The sequence below is a fragment of the Vibrio sp. 99-70-13A1 genome (assembly GCF_013114625.1).
Classification (GTDB): Bacteria; Pseudomonadota; Gammaproteobacteria; order Enterobacterales; family Vibrionaceae; genus Vibrio.
In genome coordinates this window covers 91739-115000 of sequence record NZ_VTXD01000023.1, presented here as the reverse complement: position 1 = coordinate 115000, position 23262 = coordinate 91739, and the positions used below count along the sequence as shown (strand labels likewise).

The following is a 23262-nucleotide window of genomic DNA, read 5'->3' as shown; positions in this document are numbered from 1 at the left end:
TTACCAATAAATTTTTTATTAGAAGGCTTTTAAGGGAGTTTACCCTGCTAGTTTATATCGATGACTTTTGATTCGATGATCCCATCTTCCACTTGTGTTTTGATCACTTCACCCACTTCTACATTCTTAATTGATGAAATTGTTGCACCAGATTTCGAATGAGAAATACTGTAGCCACGTTTTAAAGTCGCTAGTGGACTTACGGTTTCAAGTTTTTCAGCAGCCATTGCTAGCTTGTGGCGCGTAGTCAGTAAATTTCTATCCATTGCGTCTAATAGCTTTTGCTCAGAGCGCTGTAGATGCAGTTTTTGTTCACCTAAACGTTTTACTGGAGAGTGGAGCTGTAACTGGTGATGTTTTCGTTCAATATCTTGAGAGCGCTGCTTGATGTATTGATTTATGCTTTGACGCAAACGTGTATCAAGATCATCCAGTTGTTGGCTTTGTTTTTGTAATTGGTAGCTAGGGTGGTTTCTTTCTAGTCGATGTGTAAGCAATTGAGTGTGCTTGCCTTGCTTGAGTAGAAAATGGCGAATCGCACTGTTTAAACGCGCTTTCTTAGCTGCGAAAGCTTGCTCTTTATTACTGTTGTCACGGCTCACTAGCTCAGCCGCAGCAGATGGCGTAGGTGCTCGCATATCAGCAACGAAATCTGCAATCGTCACATCGACTTCATGACCTACAGCACTGATGATAGGAATTTGGCTTGCCGCGATAGTTCTCGCAACAATTTCATTATTGAAGCACCATAAATCTTCTAATGAGCCTCCCCCTCGACCCACAATTAACACATCACATTCATCACGTTCATTTGCTCGACCGATAGCTTGTGCGATTTGAATCGAAGCTTCGTCACCTTGAACCATAGTAGGATAGATGACAACGGGTAATGATGGATCTCTTCGCTTTAAAACATCCAAAATATCGTAAAGCGCAGCGCCTGTTTTAGAGGTAATGATACCAACTCGTTTAGGGTGTTCAGGTAAGTCTTGTTTGCTAGATTGAGAGAATAAACCTTCAGCCGCGAGGTTCATTTTCAGCTTTTCGAATTCTTGTTGAAGTCGACCATCGCCTTCAGGTTGCATGCTTTCAATTATCAGTTGGTAATCACCACGTGGTTCATAAAGAGAAAGGCGAGCTTTCACTAGAACTTGGTTACCATTTTTAGGTTTAAATGAAACATTACGGTTGTTCCCACGGAACATCGCACACTTTACTTGAGCTCGAGAATCTTTAAGCGTTAGGTACCAGTGACCTGAAACCGGAGCTGAGAAATTAGAAATTTCGCCGATCAGCCAAACAATTCCCATTTCATTTTCAAGAAGCAAGCGAACCTCAGAGTTGAGGCGAGACACAGTGAAGATATTTGGATTGGTCATAGAGTGACTATCATTCTTAGAATCTAACCCACAAGACGTGAGTATGGAAGATAGCGGAAATATAATACATAGCAAGGGGGATAATGCAAATTAAAATTATAAAAATGAGTAGCCAAGCGATTTCGTTAGCCGTATAATCCGTCCGCAATATCTAATCCAAATGCAGTTTGATTCTCCTTAATTGGCTGCCCTCATTAGGCGAAACGATGAGATTGGATTGTTTCTTTTTACTCCTATTATTGTGAGATATTGCAAATGCTAAGAATTGCCAAAGAAGCGCTGACATTCGACGACGTACTGCTAGTGCCAGCACACTCCACCGTTCTCCCTAATACAGCTGATCTTCGCACTCAGCTGACGAAGAATATTTCCCTAAACATCCCAATGATCTCTGCATCGATGGATACTGTGACAGAAGCTCGCCTAGCGATTGCACTGGCACAAGAAGGCGGAATAGGCTTCATTCATAAGAACATGTCTATAGAACAACAAGCTGAAATGGTTCGCCAGGTTAAAATTTACGAAGCAGGTGTAGTTTCTCACCCTGTTACTGTAAACCCTGACGCGACAATCGCTGATGTTGTAGCCCTTACTGAAAAACACGGTTTTGCCGGTTTCCCTGTTGTTACTGAAACAAACGAACTTGTTGGTATTATTACCGGCCGTGACGTTCGCTTTGTTACTGACCTTTCTAAGAAAGTTGATGTAGTAATGACGCCTAAAGCTCGCCTTGCTTCTGTTAAAGAAGGTGCAACTCGTGAAGAAGTTCAAGAGAAAATGCACGAAGCGCGCGTTGAAAAAGTTCTTGTTGTAAATGATGACTTCCAACTTACAGGAATGATCACTGCAAAAGATTTCCACAAAGCAGAACGTAAACCAAACGCTTGTAAAGATGAGCGCGGCAGCCTGCGCGTAGGCGCAGCTGTTGGTGCTGGTGCTGGTAACGAAGAGCGCGTTGCTGCTCTTGTTGAAGCTGGCGTAGACGTTCTACTTATCGACTCTTCACACGGTCACTCTGAAGGCGTACTTAACCGTATTCGCGATACTCGTGCTGCATACCCTGATCTACAAATTATCGGTGGTAACGTAGCAACTGGCGCTGGCGCTCGTGCTCTTATCGAAGCGGGTGTTAGTGCGGTTAAAGTGGGTATCGGCCCGGGTTCAATCTGTACTACTCGTATTGTTACCGGTGTAGGTGTTCCTCAAGTTACTGCAATCGCAGACGCAGCTGAAGTGGCAAACGAATACGGTATTCCAGTAATCGCAGATGGTGGTATCCGCTTCTCTGGCGATATCTGTAAAGCTATCGTTGCTGGCGCATCTTGTGTGATGGTAGGTTCAATGTTCGCGGGTACTGAAGAAGCTCCGGGTGAAGTTATTCTTTATAACGGTCGTTCTTACAAGTCTTACCGTGGTATGGGTTCTCTTGGTGCTATGTCTCAAGGTTCATCTGACCGTTACTTCCAATCTGATAATGCTGCAGACAAACTTGTTCCTGAAGGTATTGAAGGCCGCATCGCATACAAAGGTCGTCTAAAAGAGATCGTTCACCAACAAATGGGTGGTCTACGCTCAAGCATGGGTCTAACTGGCTCAGCAACTGTTGAAGATATGCGTACTAAAGCAGAGTTCGTTCGTATCTCTGGTGCAGGCATGAAAGAGTCTCACGTACATGACGTTCAAATTACTAAAGAAGCACCTAACTACCGTTTAGGTTAAGTAGAACGTTTCACTCATGATTGGTGCTTGTTGATTCTATGATGCAAACACCAGTTGTTGAGAGACATTATTTTGAAGTTTATGGCGGTGTTTTATGCCTCCATCCAATCAATTAATTTTTGAGATTACCCCAAAATGACAACTAATATTCATGACCAACGTATTCTGATTTTAGACTTCGGTTCTCAGTACACGCAGCTTGTTGCGCGTCGTATTCGTGAAATCGGTGTTTACTGTGAGCTTTGGAGCTGGGACGTAGAAGAAGCTGACATTCGTGAATTCAACCCAGATGGCATCATCCTATCTGGTGGCCCTGAAAGTGTTACAGAAGATAACTCTCCACGTGCACCACAGTACGTATTTGATTCAGGTGTTCCTGTTTTCGGTATTTGCTACGGCATGCAAACTATGGCTGAACAGCTAGGCGGTAAAGTATCAACGTCTACAGAACGTGAGTTCGGTTATGCAGCCGTTCAGGTGACTGGTGAATCAGCGTTGTTTGCAGATCTTGAGTCGACTCAAGATGTTTGGATGAGCCACGGTGACAAAGTTGTTGAGATCCCAGCTGATTTCACAAAGATTGCTGAGACAGAAACTTGCCCATTCGCGGCAATGGCAAACGAAGATAAAAAATACTACGGCGTTCAATTTCACCCAGAAGTAACGCACACTAAAAACGGTCTGAAAATGCTTGAGAACTTTGTTCTTAACGCATGTGGCTGTGAAGGTCTGTGGACATCAGCTTCTATCATTGAAGACGCAGTTGCTCGTATTAAAGAGCAAGTGGGTGATGACGAAGTTATCCTTGGTCTTTCTGGTGGTGTTGATTCATCTGTAGTTGCGATGCTTGCTCACCGTGCTATCGGCGACAAATTAACATGTGTATTTGTTGATAACGGTCTTCTTCGTTTAAACGAAGGCGAGCAGGTTATGGACATGTTTGGTGACCAATTCGGCCTTAATATCATTAAAGTTGATGCTGAAGATCGTTTCCTTAACGCTCTGGAAGGTGAAGCTGAACCAGAAGCGAAGCGTAAGATTATCGGTCACGTATTCGTAGACATCTTCGATGAAGAATCTAAGAAACTGAAGAATGCTAAATGGCTTGCTCAGGGTACTATCTACCCAGACGTTATCGAGTCTGCTGCATCTAAGACAGGCAAAGCACACGTAATCAAATCTCACCATAACGTTGGTGGTCTTCCTGATGATATGGAAATGGGTCTTGTTGAGCCTCTACGTGAGTTGTTTAAAGATGAAGTACGTAAGATTGGTCTAGAGCTTGGTCTTCCATACAATATGCTTTACCGCCACCCATTCCCTGGTCCTGGTCTAGGTGTTCGTGTTCTTGGTGAAGTTAAGAAAGAGTACTGTGATTTACTGCGTCGTGCTGATGCTATTTTCATTGAAGAGCTTCACGCTGCTGACCTTTACCACAAAGTATCTCAAGCATTCACGGTATTCCTACCAGTACGTTCAGTTGGCGTAATGGGCGATGGCCGTAAGTACGATTGGGTTGTATCTCTACGTGCCGTAGAAACTATCGACTTCATGACTGCTCACTGGGCGCATTTACCATACGACTTCCTAGGTAAGGTATCTAACCGTATCATCAACGAAGTTAACGGTATTTCCCGTGTTGTTTACGATATTTCTGGTAAGCCACCAGCAACTATCGAGTGGGAATAATCCTGATTCATTGCGAGCAATAGCTCTGGTAAGATCTTTATCATTGCAATGATGTCTTAAATATTAGAAGCCTCAAACTTAGTTTGGGGCTTTTTGTTTTTTAGACATGGTGTCCAAACTTAATGTCATTTTTACTTAGTGCACACCGAGAATTAATATTCTCACTCGCACTTCTTATCGTCTATCAAATCTGGACCTACCTTATCTCTCCAGACCTATCTACTATTTTATCGACTTATTATGGATAGATAGAGAACTAAAAATGTTTAAACCTAAATATTTAGCTACAGTGCTGGGTTGTTTACTGGCGGGCAATAGTTATGCTCAAGTAAATAGCCAATCATCAATGAATATTCAGCCTGACCCTCAAAACCCCAATGGATATTTGGTGTTAAAGAGTGATCTCCAAGCTGCAGAGCAATCTAAAACCGCTGATCCGATGTATGCCATTTGGTCACAAGCATTAGATACACGTCCTAATTCTGTTGTAGAGGCGATACTGCCTGGTTTAGCAAGCAACCCTGATAACGTAAAGCGTGTTGAGCGTGTTTTCCCGCAATCAGAGTGGGATTTCTTAACTCAAATGGCGGCTCCAGAATATACCTATACGCGATTTTTGCGTGCTATTGGTAAGTTCCCAGCTTTTTGTGGAGAGTACACCGATGGGCGAGATTCTGACGCGATATGTAAAAAATCTATAGTGACGGCATTTGCTCATTTCTCTCAAGAAACGGGCGGACATATAGCAAAAGATAATACGTGGGATAACCCATTAGCATTAGAAGAATGGCAACAAGCTTTAGTGCATGTTCGCGAAATGGGTTGGTCAGAAGGACAAGAAGGTTACACGACTGGTTGTGGTCAGAATGATTGGCAAAATGCTCGCTGGCCATGTGCTGCCGGTCAAGGTTACTTTGGTCGAGGCGCGAAGCAGCTGTCTTATCATTTCAACTATGGTGCTTTCTCTGAAGTTATGTATGACGGTGATGCGACTGTACTGTTGAATAATCCAGGTTTAGTTGCAGACTCTTGGCTGAACCTTGCTTCTGCTATTTGGTTCTTCTTAACGCCTCAAGCGCCTAAACCAGCTATGTTGCATGTTATTGACCGTACATGGACGCCATCCCAACGTGAGTTAGATGCAGGGATTGGCTATGGTTTCGGCACCACAATCAATGTAATCAATGGTGGCATTGAATGTGGTGAGCAAAACAAAAACAAAGGACAACCTGTTAACCGAATTCGTTACTGGGAAGGTTTAGCAGAACATTATCAGATTCCTATTGAAGCGGATGAAGCGAACACCTGTTGGCAGCAAACCCCTTACGGTAGTTTGAATCTAAATGGTGCGACAGATGTGCTTTACACTAACTGGGACGGCAATTGGAAATACTACGCAGATCGCCCTGAAGGTTACTCTTTTGAGTGTGAACTTGTTGGGTTCCAAACGGCTTATTCAGCGCTAGTCCCTGGTGATTACGAAAAGTGTGTGACGAATTTCTATGGCTCACATGCCAGCTGGCCTGAAGTGAAAGTGGTTGATAAGCTAGAACCTACAGATCCAGGCACAGATCCTGGTGGAAATGCGTGGGATGCGAATAAGGTCTATAACTCTGGTGACCAAGTGACCTTCAATGGAGCGACTTATGAAGCGAAGTGGTGGAGCCAAGGTAATGAACCAACTGCTGGAGACCCTTGGAAGTTGATTTCTGGTGAGCCGGTTCCACCAGTAGTGCCAGATCCAACACCAGTTGATCCACCAGTCACTGAACCGCCAGTTGTAGAGCCACCAGTAACTGAGCCACCTGTAGTGGTTGATCCATCGGAATTCATTACATGGGCACCAGGTGCTAGCCAAGTGAGTAATGGTGATAAAGTGACTTATAACGGTAAGTGCTTTGTTGCGAAAAATGGTCCAGGAACATGGGAAACCCCAACACAATCTAATTGGTTCTGGGATGAAATTAGCTGTCAGTAGTGATGTCTGATTTTTAAAGTAGACTGATTTTTTAAAGTAGAATAGGGAGTGCATTGTCACTCCCTTATTTATTCATCTATTGCTTGCCAATGAGAGGGTGGCGTTAAGTCCCATCTTTCCATTTCTTCTTTGCTGTAAATAGCTTTTCCCTGTTTTCCGATGCGGATAGGTATGTGGTCAGTGTTTTTCCCCGACAGTATCTGATTGAGAATCTTACCCGTTTCTATTCCTTGGCTTTGCCCAAATAATACAACACCTCCTAAAGCCTTTCCTTTACCAACGGAAAAATCCCAAAACCCGAATAAAGGCACTGGCGAGTGTTGATGTGTCCATGCCATTAAATCGTCTGCGTTAACATGGTGTCCTTTCTTATCTATTAAGGTGTGATATAAGCCCATTACAATCGCAGAGTATCCTTTTTCTTGGCTTGCTCTAACGATGTTCTTCCAGTGACTTAATGTTGCTACATTCTCGATATCGACCGTGACAGAGAGTGAATTTTTTATTGATTGATACTGCTTTGAAATATATTCCTCTGCAATTTTTGAAGTTGTACCAGAGTCAAACAGCACCAATATTTTTGAGTTCTTGTCATTAATAAGTTCGCCAATCTCATTGATGTTTTTAATCAATAAAGGCTGTTCTAGTATCCCTGTTATTTGTGCTTGCCCTTGATAACGAGCAAGGAGTTTTCTCGGGTTCGAATTGATACCCAGAAAGACGATACTAATAGGCTCGTTATAAAGCTTCGGCAGCATAAACTTCAATGCATTATCGTCACCCAATACAACGACATCAGGTTTGAGCTCTTGATAGCGTAATAAGGCTTTGTGAGCCATTTCTGGAAATTGGTGTTGTGGTAAACGCTTGGTATCCATTTGAAAGGTCGTGACAGAGTGTTTTTCATCTAACGTGTTGCGTATACCTTTTACGTAGTCTTTATCCCATGGGTATTCAGAGTGGTAACTTTCAATGATCAGGACATCCTCAGCGGAAACTGAAGGTGCAAGTAAAGCAAATAGAACCGACAAGAACAATTTCATCACTCATTTCCTTCAATAAACCATCTATTTAGTATAGCTAAGCTATTCGCTTCTATACTGAAAAGTATGCCATCAAGTGGGCATTGGAGCGCAATGTTATGAGCCGTACTAAAAAATTTGAAGACAGTGATAGCAACCCAATTTATAGCCGTATAGGTCGTCGAATCATTCTGATTATGGTGATTCTAAGCGGGGCAGTAACGTTACTTGCGACTACTGTTCAGCTGTATTGGGATTACAGCCGAGAATTTAGCGGTGTAGAACAAAGGCAGCAGGAAATTGAATCTGTTCATGCTGAGTTACTCGCTGCTTCTTTGTGGAGCTATGACTTAGTGCTGCTTCAGCAAAAATTAGAAGGGCTAGTAAACCTCCCTAAGGTTAATTACTTGGAGATTCGTTCGGGTAGTTACACGTTCATTGCGGGTGAAAAAGTCACCAAGTACCCAATTCAGACTGAGTTTGAGCTGCAATACCACTCTCCAATAGATAACCAATTAGAAGCCCTTGGCAGTTTGTACATGGAATCCAATGGGGAGGAAATCTACAGTTATTTACTTCGGCAGTTCTTGTTAACCTTAGCGATTAACGCCATCAAAACGACTATTGTTTGTTACCTGATCCTGATGGTTTTCCATAAAAATGTGAATCGACGTATTTTTGCTGTGGCAACGTATTTACGTAAGTTCAACCCAAGGCATCCAAGTGATCCGTTAAAGCTACCTTATCATCCATGGGTAATGGAACAGGATGACGAATTGAATTGGCTGGCAGACGAAACCAATAAAATTACGGGTAATATTCGAACTCTCTACAACAATATACGATTCGAACAAGAACGATTTGTCGACTTTGCCAATGTCTCCTCAGATTGGCTTTGGGAAACGGATGAAATTGGTCGGTTAGTGTTTGTCTCTGAAGCTATGCAGCTAGCTTTGAATATTGATATTCATCAGCACCCTTTTATTAATGATGTCGATGGAATACTTAATGCTTACAGACTTTGCGATTATATGAGTAAGCAAAAAGACTTCTCAATGTGCGAAGTGAACTTAGAAATTGATGGGCAGACTTTTTATATGTTCTTTCAAGGAATGAGTGTCCTCGAAGAGAATAAATTCAAAGGGTACCGCGGTAGCTCAATTAATGTGACAGCTCTAAAAGATGCGCAGCTTAGACTGGAAGATTTGAATCAAAACCTAGAAATAAAAGTAGCTGAACGTACACGTGATCTTGAACAAAGTATGCAATCTCTGGAAGAGGCTCAAGGGCAACTGGTTGAATCAGAAAAATTGGCGGCATTAGGTGGGTTGGTTGCTGGTGTCGCTCATGAAGTGAATACCCCGCTTGGTATTGCAGTGACGGCGTCTTCTCTGATTAAAGAATCATGTAATGAATTGAACAGTGCATTTACCTCTCAAACATTAACGAGCCAGCAATTTGAACAAATTATGCAGCAGATGAATCAAGCCAGCGTTTTACTTGAAGATAACTTAAATCGTGGTGCTAAATTGATCCGAGATTTCAAGCAAACAGCTGTCGATCAAGTATCAGAAAGTCGTAGTCAATTTAATGTAAAACAAACCTTAGATGCTCTTATTACGAGTATTCACCCCGAAACTAGAAAAGTACCCGTAACACCGCAGTTAAATGGTGATTCTAGCGTCACAATGAACAGCCTCCCTGGGGTATTAACGCAAGTGGTGTCTAATCTTATATTGAATAGCGTTAATCATGCTTTCTCTGAGAAACAAGATGCGCAAATAGAACTTAACTTCCATGAAGAAGGTGATTGCATCATTTTTATTTATCGGGATAACGGTTGTGGCGTAGACAGCGCCTTACATCAGAAAATTTTTGAACCCTTCTTTACTAGTAAAAGAGGGCAAGGTGGTTCTGGGCTAGGTTTGAACTTAGTTTTCAATTTGGTCCATCAGAAGCTTTCTGGACAACTCAGCTTTGAATCTGAATTAGGGGATGGAGTCACTTTTACTTTTTCATTGCCTAGAGATTTACCGATGAACGATGAAGAACTAAATAAGCCCTAAGCTTTGAGCCATAAACCATAAACCATTAGCCAAACCTATAACCTCATAAACCAATATGATGAATGGGTAGGGGATACTAATCTGGGTGTGACTCCCTAATGGCAATGAATTCATCCCAATATTCAACAAGTAGATCTACGAGCTTGGGTTCAAAGTGCTTACCTCTTTGAGCTATGACTTCATTTTTAATATCGTCATCTGACCACGCTTTTTTGTAGCTGCGAATCGAACCCAGCGCATCAAATACGTCAGCGAGAGCTGTAATTCGACCACTTACAGGGATATCAAACTGGCTTAGTTGGGCTGGGTAGCCATTACCGTCCCACTTTTCATGGTGGTTTTGAGCGATCTCTTTAGCGACAGAAATGAGTTTTCGTTTTGATTTACTGAGAATATCGACACCATATTCAACGTGTTTTTGCATGGTTGCCCACTCCTCGGCATCGAGCTTTCCTGGTTTATGCAAAATGCTATCAGGTATGGCGACTTTACCGACATCATGTAAAGGAGAAGCGTGCTTTATCATTTGTACTTCTTGTGGAGGTAATCCATAAAGCTGTGCTAGCTTTTCACTAAAAAGTGAAACTCTTTGTACATGAGCACCCGTTTCTTTGCTTCTTGCCTCTACCGCATTGGCTAAGTTATAGACTAACTCTTTAGAGGTTTCGCGCAGGTCGACAAGTAGATTTAGGTTTTCAAAAGTAAGCCCAATATTGTGCATATAGATTTCGAGTAACTGTTTGTCTAATTCACTCAATTTACTGGATATATTGATATATAGAAGGCTGTCGACTCCAGATTCATCGGTCATATGAAAAACATAGGCATCATCATAGCTTTGGCTGCTTTGTTGGTTAAGTGCAAACTGGCAACGGGCTGAGACAACCTCAGGTAACACTTCAAAGAGACATTCAGAGTAAGAATCTACGTAATCCCCCGTCGCTGCTAATGTTAATGCTCGTGATTCTTCACCATCAGGTCGTGGTTTAACTAAGCAGTAAAAAGCAGAGGCATCTAATTGAATCAGCGACGTGAGTTGGCTCAAAACAGAAGAGGCGTAATCTTTTAGAGTGGTTGTATTTTGTACGTTTGCCGAAGCTTTAATCACCTTACTTAGACCTTCTTTTTGGACTTCGATGGTGGTCAGATCTCGATAGGCTCGAAGCATTGAATAAAGGAGAGTCTTGAGCTTTTGGGTCGTCAGCTCGGTTTTTTCTTTGTAGTCATCAATTTCATACTCTTGAATAACAAAATCTTCAGGCGCTTGCCCTGCTTGACCGGTTCTAAGCACTAACCGAATTTTAGTATTTTTTAGCTCTTCTCGGATGTATTTTACAACGTCCAATCCGGCGTGATCGTGTTCCATCACTACGTCGACTAACGCTAGTGCAATATCTTGCTGTTGAGTCAAAATACTTTTAGCTTCAGCAGCAGAATAGGCAGATATAAGGTCTAAACCTTTCCCTTGAAATGTAAAGTTGGCGAGTACTAACTTAGTCACTTGATGCATTTGCTCATCGTCATCGATTAACAATACTTTCCACAGTGCCACGTCTAAAGAAGAAGGTGTCACGGGTGTATTGGGAGACGAAGAAGGCTCCCTGTGATCGGCGAACAAATCCATATGCAATCTCGACTCAACATTAATAGCCTCTTGTATAGGTTTAGCATAGTTCAACGCTTAACGTATGAGTTGGTACTATGAAATGTCCCCAATGAATGTAAAACGAACAAATTAAAACGAATTATCACAAAGTGGAATGAGTATGGAGGGTATTTAGACCGTATTTTTATATGTGATCATTTGTACAACCTTAGTTTGCGATAACTTAAATATTTTTACTGCAGTTTATAGATTAAAATTTTCTAATAAATTTTATCATTATTTTTTAATAACCATCATTTGTAAGGTAAATTCGCAATGTCGACCAAACTAGCTAACCCAGCGCCACTTGGCCTAATGGGTTTCGGTATGACCACTATTCTTCTTAATATCCACAATGCTGGGTTTTTCCCAATTGACTCAATGATTCTTGCTATGGGTATTTTCTACGGTGGTATTAGCCAAGTGCTTGTTGGCATGATGTGCTTTAAACGTGGTGACACGTTTGGTACAACTGCATTTACTTCTTACGGTCTATTTTGGTTAACTCTAGTTGGTATTATTGTTATGCCTTACATGGGGTTACCTGCAAGCCCAGCTAGCTTCATGGGTTGGTACTTATTGCTATGGGGTATCTTCACAGGCTTCATGTTTATTGGTTCACTTTGCTACCCAGTGGCGAAACAAGTGGTGTTTGGCTCTCTGACGATTCTATTCTTCCTGCTTGCCGCTCGTGATTTCACTGGCAGCGAATTAATCGGCACTATCGCGGGTTTTGAAGGTATTTTCTGTGGTGCATCTGCAATCTACTTTGCAATGGCTCAAGTAATCAACAATGAATACGGTCGCACTGTTTTACCTATTGGTGAAAAGAAACCTGTAGAAAAAACAATGACTCAAGAGATTGCTGCTTAATAGCAACTTCTCTAAATTGAAAGCCATTCGAATGCTGCTTTGAAGCTTTAGATGGTACTAAGACAAAAGAAAAGGGTTAGCATTTGCTAACCCTTTTTTATATCCACTGCTTATTTTAAATAAGTCATTTAATTTTTAAGTGCTTTTAAAACTCACCATTATGTTGATGGTTGTTCTACAGCATCTGTTTGTTGTGCTTCAGATTTTGGGTCTATGCCTGTTTTACGTTTGTATTTTTCTTCCCAGTAAGTAGCACCTTTGATACCAAGTTTTACAGGGTTAAAAGTAAACTCAGTCACGCCAGCTCGTTGCTGTTCTTCGTAATCATGCAGAGCTTTAATTGCAGGTTTAGCCATGAAGAAGATGATAAGAATACCGACAATGTTCAACCAAGCCATCACGCCAACACCAACATCACCCATAGCCCAAGCAAGGTTTGCTGCTTTTACCGTACCGTAGAAAACAGCCGTGATAAGCACAAGTTTAAGTGTGAACATCATCCCAGGGATCTTAACTGTACGTCTTAGGTACGCAATGTTGGTTTCTGCGATGTAGTAGTAAGCAAGAATCGTTGTAAATGCGAAGAAGAATAGAGCAAATGCAATGAACGGTTTGCCGATTCCTGGTAGCGCACTTTCGATTGCCATTTGAGTAAAGACAGGACCATTAGCACCGATATTTGCTGCTAAGTTTTGAACAAGGAAAACACCTTCAGCGCCACCGTGTACGTTATAAGCACCAGTGATGATGATCATGAAGGCAGTCGCTGAACAAACAAGTAGCGTATCAATGTAGATAGAGAATGCTTGTACCAAACCTTGCTGTGCCGGGTGATCAACACTTGCAGCCGCTGCCGCGTGAGGACCTGTACCTTGACCTGCTTCATTTGAGTAAACACCACGTTTCACACCCCAACCAATCGCGGCACCAAAGCCAGCCATTGGAGTGAATGCGTCGCCAATGATCATAGAGAAAACAACAGGAACTTGACCGATGTTCAATAGAATAATAACGAAGGCAACAATGATGTAAGCCAGCGCCATAAATGGAACAACGATTTGAGTGAAGTTTGCAATACGTTTCACACCACCAAAGATGATGAACGCTAGAATGACAGCGATGATTGTACCGGTTAAAATTTTGGCAAAACTAAAGGTACCGATAGCTGTTTCAATCATGTCACCAGAGCCAAACGCGGCTTCTACTGCATTACCAATACTGTTCGATTGAACGCCTGGAAGTAAAATACCACAAGCGAAAATTGTCGAGATAGCAAAGATCCAAGCGTACCATTTCTGACCCATTGCTTTTTCAATATAGTAAGCCGGACCACCACGGAATTGACCTTCATCTTCTTCTTTATAGATTTGAGCCAATGTTGATTCTGCATATGCAGTTGCTGCACCGAAGAAAGCTACGACCCACATCCAAAATACTGCACCTGGGCCACCAAAGCCAATCGCGGCAGCAACACCAGCAATGTTACCAGTACCAACACGACCTGATAGCGATACTGCTAATGCTTGGAAAGAAGAGATTCCTTTTTCAGAACTTTTACCATTAAGAAGCAAGCGCCACATTTCAAAGAAGTGACGAATTTGTACGAATCGAGTCATGATGGAGTAGAACAAACCTGCGCCCAAGCACAAGTAAATCAGCACTGGGCTCCATATAATTCCATTCAAAAAATCAACGAGTGACTGCATGAGTATTTTCCCTGTTATTAACTATTATGTTTATTTTTCGTTCGATATATTAATCTTTTTGTAACTTATTTGTTAATTTATTTATCTGCTTTTATCTTAATGCGTGATGCCAAGCACGAAATGCTAATTAAGTGTTAAAATTTAGTATTGGCATACTGATGCCCTTCATATCTGCATATATATGCGTCCATTCTGCAAAATGTCAGGATTAACGTCGGTTTTAAGTTTTTTAATATGCAACGGATTTAATTCTGATTGGTGGTCGCTATGTAACCTGTTGTGCTGGTGGTTTTATAGGCTCTAAAGGTATCTGGAAACAGAAAGATCAGTGTAATCAATATCAGGTTTGCGCTTTGACACTATGTCTGCGAGTAACTTTCCAGAACCGCAAGCCATAGTCCAACCTAATGTGCCGTGACCTGTATTGGTGAATAAGTTTTCTATCGGTGTTGCGCCGATGATAGGGGGTCCATCAGGTGTCATTGGCCTTAGCCCTGTCCAAAACTCTGCTTGCTGTAAATCTCCCGCATTTGGGAATAAATCTTGGATAACAAGTTCTATGGTTTTTCTTCTTTTTTCTGGAAGTTCTAAATTAAAACCGCTCAATTCAGCTGTACCAGCGACCCTTAACCTGTCATCAAAACGAGTGAGGGCAACTTTATACGTTTCATCCATCACGGTTGAGCGTGGTGCTTGTTCACTATTTTTGATGGGTAAGGTTAGCGAGTAGCCTTTTACGGGGTAAGTCGGAAGTGTGATACCTAAAGGAGCTAGAAGCTGCGCGGAATAACTGCCACATGCCACCACATAACTGTCTGCGGTAAGCTCTCCGTTATTAGTGACCACAGAAGTAATGCGATTTTTGTTTGTAGTTAGACTTTTTATTTGCGTGTTAAACATAAAGTTCACACCTAATGATGAAGCTAGTTTCCTCAGTTGCTGACAAAATAAAAAGCAGTCGCCAGTTTCATCTTCAGGTAGGTGCAGTCCTCCCAGTATTTTATCTTTAACGCCTTTAAGAGCTGGCTCTTTATCAATACAGCCTGTTTGGTCTAAGAGCTCAAAAGCGGTATTCGCTTGCTTGAGAAGCTTCATGTCTTTTTGTACTGCTTGTAGTTGTTTGGCTGTTCTGAAAACTTGAAGCGTCCCCAAGCGACGCCCTTGATACTCAATATTCGTTTGAGCATTAAGGTCGTTTAAGCATTGCTTGCTGTAGTTGGCAACACGCAACATTCGAGCTTTATTTTGGTCGTAACGCTGTGTCGTGCAGTTACTTACCATTTTTGAAGCCCACTTGATGGTCGCTAATGATAGCGGGGACGTGATTTTTAATGGAGCATGTTGCTGAGCCAGCCATTTTATGGCTTTTAGGGGAACCCCTGGAGCAGCCCAAGGTGACGAATAGCCATAAGAGATTTGCCCTGCATTAGCAAAGCTGGTTTCATTTGCTGCGCTATCCTGCCTATCAATAACAGTGACTTGGTGTCCTTGCTGAGCAAGATACCACGCACTTGTTAAACCAATCACACCGCTGCCTAACACAATAATCTTCATACTATCCCCTAAATTCTATAGAGGTAGAGTGTCTTGTTTACAAATTGCTAACAATCGATATAAATTAACAGCAGGTTATAGTTTTACTAAAGGCTGAGTGTGAAGTATTTAAAAAGTAATATGGCGGTGTCTTTGATGACATTCGTAGAAGTTGGGCGGCACTCTAGCTTGACTAGCGCGGCTAAATCTATGTGTTTAACAACTGGAGCAATCAGCCAGCAATTATTGCAACTAGAGCAAAAGCTTGGGCTGACATTAGTGGAAAGACACTCTAGAGGGATCCGCTTAACAGAGGTTGGTTCCCGCATACATCAAGTTGCTAAGTCGAGCCTTGAGGATATAGATGAAGTATTAGCGCAATTCGACTCCGCAAGTTATCCGAATACTGATATCCGCTTAAAGCTCACCCCTTCTTTTGCGTTTAAATGGTTGGTTCCAAGGCTTGAAGATTTCCATAGGCTTTGCCCGGAGATCCAAGTGCAAACCTTTGCTGAAGGAGCAATTGTTGATAAATCAGGGGAGGACTTTGATATTGCTATTGATTATGGGGAATTACCTTATACAGATGCAAATGCGACTTTGTTATTTGAAGAATATTTAGTGCCAGTAGCCAGCCCGCATTACTTGCAGACTCTATTTGCAAAAGGTTCTAGTAAAAATGCTGCTGAAATTGTTGTAGATATTGATTGGGCTAGCGTTACCTTGTTGCACGACGCTCAACCTTGGTTGGGCTCTAATCGAGATCAAGAATGGGCTTATTGGGCATATAAAATGAATATAGATTTTGAAACTAACCGAGGCCATTTTTTTAATCGAACAGATATGGCAATGGCAGCTGCGGAAGCGAGTGTAGGGGTTGCGCTTGCTCGAAAAGCGTTGATTAAAGATGAATTAGAGACAGGTCGCTTAGTGGCATTGTCTGAAGAGGTGAAAGCAAACGCTGGTTACTTCACTTTAACCCACTCCTCTAGCAGATCCGTTCAATCATTTGTTTCATGGTTATCGAAGCAAATTGACGACCAGTAAGTGTGGTCGAAACATATTTTTCAGCACTTTTGTACAAGCCTACAATATAACTTCTACAATTATCAGTAACTGTAAGGAGGAGCCATGGAAAAAGAAAAAATAACATGTGGTTATATAAATCCCGACGGTTGGCATTGTGAAGAAGAGGGTGGTGATTCAGGGCTTTGTTATTGGCATGACCCTAAAGTCGACAAAAGTAATGATGACGTAAAAGAAAAAATAGAAAAATGGGTAATCACAGGTAAACCACTTGATGGATTCCAATTAGCCAAAACAAACTTACGTGATATCGATTTAGTGAATAGAGGGTGTAAAAAGGGGTACTCATGCCGAAATGTTGATTTCTATAGAGCGGATTTAAGAGACGCGCATTTCTTTGGGCTTGATCTGCGCGGTTCTTCACTGATGAAAGCAAGAATGGTGAATGCCAATTTACACTGCGCTCACTTGGACAATTGTAACTTACTTGGCTCTGATTTAGGACGAGCAAGGTTGGATAACATCAATTGGGGTAATTCATTAAAACAAGAGACTGAAGCTAAGAAAGCAGAAAAGCGTAAAGAGAGAAGAAAAGCCAGGTCGTTGTATCAAGAAGCTGAAGAGGTATGCAGAAATATACGCAAGCAATGCGAGAAGCAGGGCTTGTTCGAGACTGCAGGGATGTTTTTCACTAAAGAAATGCGCTTTCGCCGGTATCAGTTACCTAGGTACAGTTTTCATCGTTTTATTTCTAAGCTGGTGGATTATTTTTGTGGCTATGGTGAGTCCCCATTGCGTGTTGTCCTTTTTTCTATTGTTCTTATTATTACTTGTGCAGTTGCGTATTTTTTCTTAGATACGACCATTACTTCCAATGCAGACACCAGTGCACCTTACTTTCTTCTTTTAGAGTTTTTTAATGCTCTTTATTTTAGCGTTGTGACGTTTACAACCCTTGGGTATGGAGATATATCGCCTGTTGGGATTGCTCGGTTTATTGCTGCAGTGGAAGCTTTTATGGGGAGTTTTATCATGGCATTGTTTGTTGTTGTATTTGTAAAGAAAATGACTCGGTGAACAATACCTAACTTATTTATTAAGATGGCTTGGTAGTTGAGTCTAATATGTAAAATATTTGTATGGCAATTGTCTATTTGGTCTTTTGTTATAGATACTTACATTATATTTGTCTTGTGTTTTAACCTCGTACTGGGAGAATGTAAACTCGTATATTGGGTTATGGTTGAGGCACAAGTGAAATCATCAGGAAGTCAGAATCATAGCAATAAAAAAACAAGCAATAAGAAAAAAAAGAAGAGCATCGTTAGAACTTGGATCGAAATTATGCTTTGGCTAATGCCAGTAACGGTAGGTGTTCTTACAGCCTATGCATTAAGTAAATAAGACACTCTCCAATCTGCAATAGATTTCAAAACCGCTGAATTATTTCTCCCCGCACCACTCATAAATTCTTTGTTTATATCATCCCTTTATTTCTGACTAATAAGATCACTGTATTGAATTCTAGTGTTTGATCTTAGTTATCTCTTAACTCTCATTTTTAGTGTAATTGACTGCTAGCTAGTTATTCAAATTAGGCGAACTGATCCATTTTCTTTTCTCCAAAATGAACATCAACTTAACTTACCACCAAACTGCTCATGCGACTTTTTATGTGAGTAAACACTTTGAATTTAATAAAGTTATTTTTGGTTATGTGCTGGTTTTTAAGCTTCTATGCATTGAGTGAGCAACCTTGGGAAGAACAAGTAACTTACAATGTAGGAGATAGAGTTACTCATAGTAGGGAGATTTTTGTCGCCACATTATGGAATAAAAGCAATGAACCGAGTGTCAGCAAGAGCCATTGGGAAGGTTGGATACATGTGAATCAATCTATCCCACAATTTGATGTCGATGAGAATTATCATAGCGGGCAGGTGGTTTATGTAAACGGAGATTTATACCTATCTAAATGGGGGCATAAAGGAGAGCAACCTGAAACGTCATGGTACTGGAGAAGGCTTGCTACTGATGGTGTACTTGAAAGTAATATCGAAGTTTCTGTTGAATCATCTAACCCCAAGTCGGCAGAGGTGATTTTAGGTACGGATCTAAACAGAAATAACATTAAAGACAGTTTTGAACTGGCTGTGCTAGAGACTTATCAAAATGAAGAACTTCAACGAATGGCATTGAATATGTCATTTATTTATCGAGCAGTACATGAATTAGAGCTTGATGAGTCGATTAATTTATTGGAAGAAGAGTCCCTTGAACTGTTTAATTCTCTTTTTGCATGGGAAAACTGCATGGAGGAGCTAGGTACAGATCAAGAGCTAATCGATCCTATGTCTTTATATCTAGATTCTATCTATGCTTCTTTGTTATACCGATTCGGTCAAAATGAAGCTTACCGAGATTTGAATGGAGAGTTCAATTTCTCAGAAAAAGTGCTTACTAGAAGTAATTGCATCTATTATGACTTTTGATTTGATAAAAAAGCCCAACTCTTGCGAGTTGGGCTTTTCCAAACGTTTGGTGGAGCTGGCGGGAGTTGAACCCGCGTCCAAAAATCATTCATCATTGGTACTACATGCTTAGTCGATCTTTAATTTCACCAGCAACCTGCGAACCGACACGCTAGTTAAAGGCTAACCTGAATTGTTATTCGCGCTTTTCCTCTCAGGTGGGAGAATCCGCGCTAGCTAGTTTGGGTTTGATCTCTTATTGGTCCCCGTCTTACGAGCGGAAGCTAGGGTAAGAGAGCTCTGAGCAGGTTATTAAGCTGCTAGTGCGTAGTTTTCGTCGTTTGCGACTATTTTTTTGCGGCTTTTAACGTGGCCAACCGCCCCACGGCATGCACCTCAGACTTCAAAATTCCTGTCGAATCCTAAATCAGCCCCAAGTGTTATTTGCATAGTACCAGAAAAGCTTTGCCTGTCTAGCATTGTGCGTTTAAGTGCTTAAATTTAGCGCAAATTACTCTTCATAATTCGTGCTTTATCTCTAGCCCAATCTTTTTCTTTCATATCAGTACGTTTATCATGCAGCTTTTTACCTTTAGCTACGCCAATTTTGATTTTCGCCCATGAGCGAGACCAATAAAGTGCGGTTGCCACTAAAGTCATGCCTTCACGGTTTATACGTCCGATAAGGTTATCGAGTTCTTTACGTTTTAAAAGAAGTTTACGAATACGCGTTGGGTTTGCAACGGTATGAGTACAAGCTTGAGTAAGCGGAGTAATCGTCATACCACTGATGTATGCTTCACCATCTCTGATGTAAACATAGCTTTCAGCAATGTTGGTTTTGCCTTCACGTAAGGATTTAACTTCCCAGCCTTGTAGCTCAAGCCCCGATTCTATTTCATCATCGATGAAATATTCGTGGCGAGCTTTCTTATTAAGCGCAATGGTATTACTACCAGCTTTGGATTTTGATTTATTCTTTGCCATAATGGCCTCATTATACGGATTGCGCCTCTATTGGGGAATCCTTTTGTTTGCGCGCTAGCTCAATAGAATTAGAATTGCTGACAGCTTTTAATGTAACGCTGTCTTTAACAGGAGTCTATATGCCAAAGGTTACTCGTTCAGCATTGGTGTCATTTAGTGCTGATCAAATGTTTAATTTGGTCAACGATGTTGCTCGTTATCCAGAATTTTTACCAGGATGCTCAGGCTCTCGTGTGATTGAATCATCAGAAACATCGATGGTAGCATCTGTTGATGTGTCAAAGGCTGGCATAAGTAAAACATTTACCACTTCTAATAGCCTGACTCAAGGGGCGATGATCATGATGGAGTTGGTTGATGGACCTTTTAAGAAGCTACAGGGTGGATGGCACTTTACGCCATTAGACGAGCAAGCGTGTAAAGTTGAGTTAAAGTTAGAATTTGAATTCTCCAGCCGAATGATTGAAATGGCATTTGGAAAAGTCTTTAATGAACTCACAGGAAATATGGTCAGTGCGTTCACACAACGAGCTAAGCAGGTTTACTAAGCCATGACAATTGAATCAGACATGATCCATGTAGAAGTGGTTTATGCGCTTCCTCTGGAACAGCGCGTTTTTACTTTAGTGGTGAATAAGAACACTAATGTTAGCGATATTATTGAGCAATCTGGTGTGTTGGAACTTTACCCTGAGATTGATCTCGCTAAAAATAAAGTGGGAGTGTTTAGCCGAAATGTTAAGTTAGATGCGACTGTTAGAGATAAAGATCGTATTGAGATATACAGACCTTTACTTGCTGACCCAAAAGAGATTCGCAGGAAACGTGCAGAGCAAGCTAAGAAAGCCGCCGCAAAATAATTTATTAAGACATTTAAAATAAAGCTCGCCAGTGGCGAGCTTTATTTATATTTATCGTAGACTTTCGAAAAACTCATCACCACTTTCAAAGTCACCCGCTACAGCGACTAATGTGCCGTCAGCGTTGAAATCAACAATAAGGTTCTTTTGGATGGAGTCGTTATGCCCTTCAGTATGATGGTAAATATAATACCAAGTATCAGGGAAGCCATTTTCAATCAACATTGGTGAGCCCATAACATAACGAACTTGAGTTTTGGTCATACCAAACTTGAGTTGGTTTACGGCATCTTGCTCAACATAGTTACCTTGGTTTATATCAATACGATAAACCAATTTTTCTAGTACAGAACAACCCGTCAACATTGTGAGAGCTAGTGGAACGGCGACTAGCCACTTTTTAATTCGCATAGTTTGAGATCTTAATTCGCTAAAATACAGCCTGATAATAAACAAGCTCTCGCAAGAAGTAAAAAGCTCCTTGCGTATTGAGCTAGTTATGACTAGCAAATTTGAATTAAGTTGCAAATTTTATGAACAAATTAGACTCGATTGAGAATGAAAGTATGTTTTCAACACCAAATACTATGCTGCAATCAATAGTTCTTTTGCATTCGCGAGCGTAGATTCTGTAATTTGGCTTCCCCCAAGCAGGCGTGCCAGCTCTGAAATGCGCTGCTGTTCATCTAGTGTGCGCATCTGTGTTTCTGTTTTTCCAGCTTTGGTGCTTTTGGCAACAAACAGCTGTTGGTGACCGCAACCTGCAACCTGAGGTAAGTGAGTCACACACATCACTTGGGTTGATTCCCCTAGAGTGCGTAACATTTTACCGACTACAGCAGCTGTCGGGCCGCTAATGCCTACATCTACTTCATCAAAAATGAGGCTAGGGGTATCAACTTTTTGTGCAGTAATAACTTGTATAGCAAGTGAGATTCGCGAAAGTTCACCACCTGAAGCCACCTTTGCGATAGGTTGCATTGGTTGACCTGGGTTGGTTGAAACCACAAAAGTCACACTATCCATACCTAAAGGTGAAGGGTGTGTGTTGGTATTGCTCACCTGTATTTCAAATTGTGCTTTCTCCATGCTGAGTTCATGCATGCTTTGCGTAATTAGCTTATTGAGTTCTTTAGCATATCGAGTTCGTGATTTATGCAGTTTTTCAGCTTTTACGACGAACGCTTGGTACTGCAATTCGACATCTTGAGCAAGCTCTTCAAGTTTTTCGTCAGAGCAATCTAAGCTTTCAATTTGTTGCAATAGGTCTTGGTGGTGTTGGTATAGATCTTCAGGCAATACTTGGTGCTTACGAGCCATAGACATGATTTTAGAATAACGTTCTTCGACATATGCCATACGAGCTGGGTCAACATCGATACTATCTAAATACGTTCTGAGTTCACTGTTGGTTTCTTCGATTTGAATAATGGCTTCAGCAAGTAAATTCGGAAGTTCAACGAGTCTTTCATCTAACTCAGCTAATTCTAGCAATGATTGGTTTGCTGACTGTAAGATGCTTAGTGCATTTACATTCTCACCTTCATAAATCAACTCAATTGCTTGCTGGCAAGTAGAAGCTAGCTCACCACTATTAGAAAGGCGCTTATGTTCCTGTTCTAACTCCGTAAACTCTTCTTCATTGATTGATAGTTCATTAAACTCTTTTATTTGATATTCAAGCAGCTGTTTTTGAGCTTGGTTTTGTTGGCTATTTTCAAGAAGTTGTTTCAGATAGTTATCAGCCTGACGCCAAGTTTGGTAAGCCAAGCGGGTAGATTTGAGAAGGTTGAAATGACCTGCATATTGATCAAGCATAGCCATTTGGTAGTCACCTTTCATTAGTTGATGGTGTGCATGCTGACCATGAATATTGATTAAGCATTGTCCTAGAGATTTGAGCTGAGCTAAAGGCACAGGGCTACCATTGATGAAAGCCCTTGAGCGACCTTCTTTTGAAATTGTTCGACGTAAAATACATTCACCACCATCGAGAAGATCATTATCTTCTAGCCAGCGAGTCGCATGTAAGTTGTTTTCGAGTAAAAATGCAGCGCTGACTTCGGTTTTATCTTCACCTTGCCTAACCATTCCTGCATCAGCTCTTCCTCCAAGACACAAACCTAATGCATCAATTGCAATAGATTTACCTGCACCGGTTTCTCCGGTAATTGTTGTCATGCCTTTAGAAAGTTCTAGCTGTAAAGACTTAACAATAGCAAAATTATTAACACTTAAATGAGCCAGCATTTTATTTACCTGTATAACTGAACAATACTGTATATAAGCTCAGTATATACTGTTTCTT

At 41.3% G+C, this 23262-nt stretch carries 18 protein-coding genes and 1 other RNA gene; 10 read left to right on the top strand and 9 right to left on the bottom strand.

Annotated features, from left to right (window positions below; translation table 11 throughout):
* Positions 1 to 47: 47 nt before the first annotated feature.
* The gene (xseA, locus tag F0226_RS14980) at positions 48 to 1379 is read right to left on the bottom strand and encodes an exodeoxyribonuclease VII large subunit (RefSeq protein ID WP_171736384.1); all 1332 of its coding nucleotides are present in this window, start codon (positions 1377 to 1379) and stop codon (positions 48 to 50) included.
* A 255-nt stretch (positions 1380 to 1634) separates the two neighbouring features.
* On the opposite strand from xseA, the gene guaB reads away from it, so the two are divergent.
* The 3 genes from guaB (at position 1635) to F0226_RS14965 (ending at position 6765) form a co-directional block, all read left to right on the top strand.
* Entirely contained in the window at positions 1635 to 3098 is a 1464-nt protein-coding gene (gene guaB, locus F0226_RS14975; protein ID WP_171736383.1) for an IMP dehydrogenase, read from the top strand.
* Between the two features lie 135 nt (positions 3099 to 3233).
* A complete protein-coding gene (guaA, locus tag F0226_RS14970) occupies positions 3234 to 4787 on the top strand; it encodes a glutamine-hydrolyzing GMP synthase (RefSeq protein ID WP_171736382.1) in 1554 nt (517 codons plus the stop codon).
* Positions 4788 to 5049: 262 nt separating this feature from the next.
* Positions 5050 to 6765, top strand: coding sequence for a chitinase (locus tag F0226_RS14965; protein ID WP_171736381.1), 1716 nt, complete (start codon positions 5050 to 5052; stop codon positions 6763 to 6765).
* Between the two features lie 68 nt (positions 6766 to 6833).
* On the opposite strand, the gene F0226_RS14960 is transcribed toward F0226_RS14965, so the two are convergent.
* Positions 6834 to 7808, bottom strand: coding sequence for an ABC transporter substrate binding protein (locus F0226_RS14960; RefSeq protein WP_171736380.1), 975 nt, complete (start codon positions 7806 to 7808; stop codon positions 6834 to 6836).
* Between the two features lie 98 nt (positions 7809 to 7906).
* Here F0226_RS14960 and F0226_RS14955 point away from each other — a divergent pair, with 98 nt between their 5' ends.
* Positions 7907 to 9853, top strand: a complete 1947-nt coding sequence (locus tag F0226_RS14955) for an ATP-binding protein (protein ID WP_171736379.1) — start codon at positions 7907 to 7909, stop codon at positions 9851 to 9853.
* Between the two features lie 76 nt (positions 9854 to 9929).
* Here F0226_RS14955 and F0226_RS14950 read toward each other — a convergent pair whose 3' ends face one another.
* Positions 9930 to 11477: a DUF3369 domain-containing protein gene (locus F0226_RS14950; RefSeq protein ID WP_171736378.1), complete on the bottom strand. Its 1548-nt coding sequence runs from the start codon at positions 11475 to 11477 to the stop codon at positions 9930 to 9932.
* Between the two features lie 297 nt (positions 11478 to 11774).
* On the opposite strand from F0226_RS14950, the gene F0226_RS14945 reads away from it, so the two are divergent.
* Complete coding sequence (locus F0226_RS14945; RefSeq protein ID WP_171736377.1) at positions 11775 to 12371, top strand: acetate uptake transporter; 597 nt, start codon at positions 11775 to 11777, stop codon at positions 12369 to 12371.
* A gap of 158 nt (positions 12372 to 12529) precedes the next feature.
* Here the strand turns inward: F0226_RS14945 and F0226_RS14940 are convergent, their stop codons facing one another.
* Positions 12530 to 14077: an alanine/glycine:cation symporter family protein gene (locus F0226_RS14940; RefSeq protein ID WP_171736376.1), complete on the bottom strand. Its 1548-nt coding sequence runs from the start codon at positions 14075 to 14077 to the stop codon at positions 12530 to 12532.
* A gap of 300 nt (positions 14078 to 14377) precedes the next feature.
* The gene (locus F0226_RS14935) at positions 14378 to 15631 is read right to left on the bottom strand and encodes a D-amino acid dehydrogenase (RefSeq protein ID WP_171736375.1); all 1254 of its coding nucleotides are present in this window, start codon (positions 15629 to 15631) and stop codon (positions 14378 to 14380) included.
* Positions 15632 to 15730: 99 nt separating this feature from the next.
* Between F0226_RS14935 and F0226_RS14930 the strand changes: the two genes are divergently transcribed.
* The 3 genes from F0226_RS14930 to F0226_RS14920 all read left to right on the top strand — a co-directional run bounded on the left by F0226_RS14930 (position 15731) and on the right by F0226_RS14920 (position 19128).
* Positions 15731 to 16657: a LysR substrate-binding domain-containing protein gene (locus F0226_RS14930; RefSeq protein WP_345776525.1), complete on the top strand. Its 927-nt coding sequence runs from the start codon at positions 15731 to 15733 to the stop codon at positions 16655 to 16657.
* A gap of 84 nt (positions 16658 to 16741) precedes the next feature.
* A complete protein-coding gene (locus F0226_RS14925) occupies positions 16742 to 17713 on the top strand; it encodes an ion channel (RefSeq protein ID WP_171736374.1) in 972 nt (323 codons plus the stop codon).
* A gap of 638 nt (positions 17714 to 18351) precedes the next feature.
* The gene (locus tag F0226_RS14920) at positions 18352 to 19128 is read left to right on the top strand and encodes a hypothetical protein (protein WP_171736373.1); all 777 of its coding nucleotides are present in this window, start codon (positions 18352 to 18354) and stop codon (positions 19126 to 19128) included.
* Between the two features lie 47 nt (positions 19129 to 19175).
* Here the strand turns inward: F0226_RS14920 and ssrA are convergent.
* Together ssrA and smpB are read right to left on the bottom strand one after the other, a co-directional pair.
* Positions 19176 to 19542: a transfer-messenger RNA gene (ssrA, locus tag F0226_RS14915) on the bottom strand.
* A gap of 66 nt (positions 19543 to 19608) precedes the next feature.
* Complete coding sequence (gene smpB, locus F0226_RS14910) at positions 19609 to 20094, bottom strand: SsrA-binding protein SmpB (RefSeq protein WP_137374932.1); 486 nt, start codon at positions 20092 to 20094, stop codon at positions 19609 to 19611.
* 119 nt (positions 20095 to 20213) lie between these two features.
* Here smpB and F0226_RS14905 point away from each other — a divergent pair, with 119 nt between their 5' ends.
* Positions 20214 to 20642 (top strand): SRPBCC family protein, encoded by a 429-nt coding sequence (locus F0226_RS14905; RefSeq protein ID WP_171736372.1) that lies wholly within the window; start codon positions 20214 to 20216, stop codon positions 20640 to 20642.
* A 3-nt stretch (positions 20643 to 20645) separates the two neighbouring features.
* Positions 20646 to 20954, top strand: a complete 309-nt coding sequence (locus tag F0226_RS14900) for an RnfH family protein (protein ID WP_171736371.1) — start codon at positions 20646 to 20648, stop codon at positions 20952 to 20954.
* 51 nt (positions 20955 to 21005) lie between these two features.
* On the opposite strand, the gene bamE is transcribed toward F0226_RS14900, so the two are convergent.
* The gene (gene bamE / locus F0226_RS14895; protein ID WP_171736370.1) at positions 21006 to 21365 is read right to left on the bottom strand and encodes an outer membrane protein assembly factor BamE; all 360 of its coding nucleotides are present in this window, start codon (positions 21363 to 21365) and stop codon (positions 21006 to 21008) included.
* Between the two features lie 174 nt (positions 21366 to 21539).
* Entirely contained in the window at positions 21540 to 23204 is a 1665-nt protein-coding gene (recN, locus tag F0226_RS14890) for a DNA repair protein RecN (protein ID WP_171736369.1), read from the bottom strand.
* Positions 23205 to 23262: the final 58 nt, after the last annotated feature.